The 4276-nt window shown below is 65.6% G+C and carries 3 protein-coding genes; 2 read left to right on the plus strand and 1 reads right to left on the minus strand.

Translation table 11 applies throughout. The features are described from left to right. Positions 1-2314: excinuclease ABC subunit UvrA (gene uvrA, locus VJV41_RS00490; protein WP_325329987.1), on the plus strand; the 2314-nt coding region annotated here is incomplete at its 5' end. Between the two features lie 81 nt (positions 2315-2395). On the opposite strand, the gene VJV41_RS00495 is transcribed toward uvrA, so the two are convergent. Next, positions 2396-3556, minus strand: a complete 1161-nt coding sequence (locus tag VJV41_RS00495) for a winged helix DNA-binding domain-containing protein (protein WP_325329989.1) — start codon at positions 3554-3556, stop codon at positions 2396-2398. A 117-nt stretch (positions 3557-3673) separates the two neighbouring features. Between VJV41_RS00495 and VJV41_RS00500 the strand changes: the two genes are divergently transcribed. Then, a complete protein-coding gene (locus tag VJV41_RS00500; protein WP_325329990.1) occupies positions 3674-4153 on the plus strand; it encodes a lipoprotein LpqH in 480 nt (159 codons plus the stop codon). The last annotated feature ends 123 nt before the right edge of the window (positions 4154-4276 follow it).

Consider the following 4276-nt stretch of genomic DNA (forward strand, 5'->3'; position numbering starts at 1 on the left):
CGTCGACCGCCTGACCGTCAAGGCCAGCTCCAAGCAGCGGCTGACCGACTCGGTGGAGACAGCGCTGAACCTGGCCGACGGGATCGTGGTGCTGGAGTTCCCCGATCATGGGGCCCGCGAGTCCGACAGCTCTTCTGATCATCGCGAGCAGCGCTTCTCCGAGAAGCTGGCCTGCCCGAACGGCCATCCGCTCGCGGTCGACGACCTGGAGCCGCGGTCGTTCTCGTTCAACTCGCCGTACGGCGCCTGCCCGGAATGCACCGGCCTGGGCATAAAGAAAGAGGTCGATCCCGATCTCGTCGTCCCGGATCCGGAGTTGACGCTGGCGGAGGGCGCCATCGCGCCGTGGTCGATGGGCCACACCGCCGAGTACTTCACCCGGATGCTCTCGGGGCTGGGCGATCAGCTGGGTTTCGATGTCGACACTCCGTGGAAGAAGCTTCCGGCCAAGGCGCGCAAGGCGATTCTCGAGGGCTGCGACGAACAGGTCCACGTGCGGTACCGCAACCGCTACGGCCGAACCCGTTCGTACTACGCCGATTTCGAAGGCGTGATGGCGTTCCTGCAACGCAAGATGGAGCAGACCGACTCCGAGCAGATGAAGGAGCGCTACGACGGCTTCATGCGCGACGTGGCGTGCCCGGAATGCAACGGCACACGCCTGAAGCCGGAGATCCTGGCAGTGACGCTCGCCGCCGATCGGGACCACAAGTCGATCGCCGAGGTCGCCGAACTGTCGATCGCCGAGTGCGCGGAGTTTCTCAATGGGCTGACGTTGGGTTCGCGCGAGCAGGCCATCGCAGGGCAGGTGCTCAAGGAGATCCAGTCGCGACTGGGCTTTCTACTCGACGTCGGGCTCGACTATCTGTCGCTTTCGCGTGCGGCGGCGACGCTGTCAGGCGGTGAGGCACAACGCATTCGGCTGGCCACCCAGATCGGGTCCGGTCTGGTCGGCGTGCTGTACGTGCTCGATGAGCCGTCGATCGGGCTGCATCAGCGCGACAACCGTCGTTTGATCGAAACCCTGGTCCGGCTACGGGATTTGGGCAACACGTTGATCGTGGTGGAGCACGACCTCGACACGATCGCGCATGCGGACTGGGTTGTCGACATCGGCCCATTTGCGGGCGAACATGGTGGTCAGATCGTGCACAGCGGCCCATACGAAGAGTTGCTGAAGAACCCGAATTCTCTTACTGGCGCGTACCTTTCGGGTAAAGAGCAAATCGAGGTGCCGGCTCTGCGGCGCCCCGTTGACCGGCGGCGGCAGCTGACAGTCGTCGGCGCCCGCGAGCACAACCTGCGTGAGATCGACGTGTCGTTCCCGCTGGGTGTGCTGACGTCGGTCACCGGTGTCTCCGGTTCGGGCAAGTCGACGCTGGTGAACGACATCCTGGCCTCCGTGCTGGCCAACAAGCTCAACGGCGCCAGGCAGGTGCCCGGACGGCACACGCGGATCACCGGTCTGGACAAGGTCGACAAGCTCGTGCGGGTCGACCAGTCGCCGATCGGACGCACGCCCCGGTCCAATCCCGCCACGTACACCGGAGTGTTCGACAAGATCCGCACGCTGTTCGCGGCCACCACCGAGGCCAAGGTGCGCGGGTATCAGCCGGGCCGATTCTCGTTCAACGTCAAGGGCGGTCGATGTGAGGCGTGCTCGGGCGACGGCACGATCAAGATCGAGATGAATTTCCTGCCCGACGTGTATGTGCCGTGCGAGGTGTGCCATGGCGCGCGGTACAACCGGGAAACGCTCGAGGTGCACTACAAGGGCAAGACCATCGCCGAGGTGCTCGATATGTCGATCGAGGAGGCGGCCGAGTTCTTCGCGCCGATCACCTCGATTCACCGGTACCTCGCGACACTCGTCGACGTCGGGCTGGGCTACGTGCGGTTGGGGCAGCCGGCGCCGACGCTGTCCGGCGGTGAGGCGCAGCGTGTGAAGCTCGCCTCGGAGCTGCAGAAGCGGTCGACAGGGCGCACGGTGTACATCCTCGACGAGCCGACCACCGGACTGCACTTCGAGGACATCCGCAAACTGCTCGGGGTGATCAACGGCCTTGTGGACAAAGGCAATACGGTGATCGTCATCGAGCACAACCTCGACGTGATCAAGACGTCCGACTGGATCGTCGATATGGGTCCGGAAGGCGGGGGCGGCGGCGGCACAGTGGTGGCGTCGGGACCGCCGGAAGACGTCGCCGCGAACCCCGACAGCTACACCGGTCACTTCCTCGCGGGGATTCTCGACGTGCCGAGGCCGAAGCCCAAGACACGCAACGGCCGCAACGGCCGGAAGGTCAGCGCCTAGTTCGCGTCGAGTGTGAAGGTATTGCGAGAAATCGCACGGAATTTGACAGTGGCTTCACACTCGGCGTGATTATCCATTGGCTTAGCCCCTCGACAACGGCGACGGGAACCGCGGGCTTACCCGCACACCGCCCAGCCATTCGGTCAGCTCGTCGGCCCGCCGCTGCAGCGCCCGTTTGGCGTCGCGGCCCACGTCTTCGAGTAGCCGCAACTCGACCAGGCCGTCGGCAGCCTGGCCCCACCCGCCGACGATTCGGCCGTTCCACCACGCAGTCGTGCCGCCGTTGCCGTTTCTATCGAAGACCTGGCTGCGGTGTTCGCCCACATACCAATCGCGATCGGACCAGCCCATCGTCGTCACATCCAAGCCCGGTAGCAGCGCAGCCCACGGCTCGACGGCCGGCTCGACCTCTAAATCGTCGGGCAGTGCGAAACCTGGCGTCCCTTCCAAATCGACCTCGACGGCGTCGATGTCGCGCAACGCATGCCGTGCCCAGGTCAGCGTGTTGCCGAACCACCATTTGATGTCGTTTACGGTGGCCGGTCCGAATGTTCGCAGCCACCGGCGGACCAGTTCGGCGCGAGCCGACTCGGGCTCTGCAGCCTGCGATGCCGCGGCCAGCCAGTCCTCCACCGGCGCCCAGCGCGGCCGCGAAACCGTCCACCCGCCGTCGTTCGGGCCGCGGACAATATCGCCGCGCACCGATAACACCGTTAAAACCCTTGGCGCCAACGGAGTTTCACCACCCCAGCGTTTACCCGGTGCGTAGTCGTAGGTGCCCGCCAGCTCAGGCAGTGCCGCCCGCAGCTCCCTGGCGCTCGTCGCGCCATGGTCGGCCAGGTGCTGCAATACCGCCTCGCACGCCGCGTCGAGCCACTTCTCACCATCGGTGGTCAGACCGGCCTTCACCGCGTCGGCCACCAGACGCCGACGCTCGTTGTCGGCCACACGATCACTGGCACTCGTCTGGATGTATGGCAGGTCTGCGGCGCGCACCGTCCACAGCGTGCGCCGCATCGCGAGGTGCTTGACCAGCGTGCGTCGCTCATAGACTTCGGCGTCCAGATCGGTGACGACGAACCCCGGCAGCCGCGCCCACAGCGACAGGTAGGGCGTAGCGGGGTCGGTGGTGTGCAGTCCGATCAGGTCCTCGACAACAGCCTCAATCGAGGAGGCTGCCCCGCCGAGGAAATGCCGCCGCGCCAGCCTGGACCGCCGTTCGGAAACCGTGAATGACCGCACAATCTTCGGACCGTACCTTCAGCCACCGACGAAGTTGGGATCGGTAGCGCACCGGCCGATCTTGACTTACCCCACGACGGACGCCATCGGGGCGACGTACGAACGAAGGGAACATCGATGAATCGAGTTGTGGCGGGTGCGATCGTGCTTGCCGCCGGCGCTGCCGTGCTGGTGGGCTGTTCGGACAACAAGAGCGGGCCTGCGTCGGCGACCGCTGCCGGGGGCTCGCAGGTCAGCACGGGCGGCAGCACCGAGGTCAAGGTGGATGGCAAGGATCTCGCCGGCCTCGACCTGAAGTCGGTGACCTGCGTCAAGCAAGGCGGCAAGATCAACGTCGCCAGCGGCGCGGTCGGCGGCCAGCAGGGCCTCGGCATCGTGATGACCGACGAGGCCACTCCGAAGGTGGAGTCGCTGGGCATGGTGGTCGACGGCAACGCGCTCGCGGTCACCAACATGGGTGCGCAGGTCGGCAAGGCCGACGTGAAGGTCGACGGCAGCACGTACACCATCACCGGTGAAGCGTCGGGCGCCGACATCAAGAACCCGATGGCAGGGATGATCACCAAGCCGTTCACCGTCAAGGTGACCTGCAGCTGACCATCCGAGGGGAAGTGGCGGGCGTGCCTAGCACGTCCGCCACTTCCTATGATTCACCCGTGACGATTCCCGGCGAGCTTCAGCGCGCTCGCCGACTGGCCTTCGCCGCCAAGGAGGAAGCGG

Source organism: Mycobacterium sp. (genome assembly GCF_035274705.1).
Taxonomy (GTDB): Bacteria; Actinomycetota; Actinomycetes; order Mycobacteriales; family Mycobacteriaceae; genus Mycobacterium.

Bases quoted from the DNA above. Each gene is read 5' to 3' on its own strand.
- VJV41_RS00500 (WP_325329990.1), top strand. From the start codon at position 3,674: ATGAATCGAGTTGTGGCGGGTGCGATCGTGCTTGCCGCCGGCGCTGCC.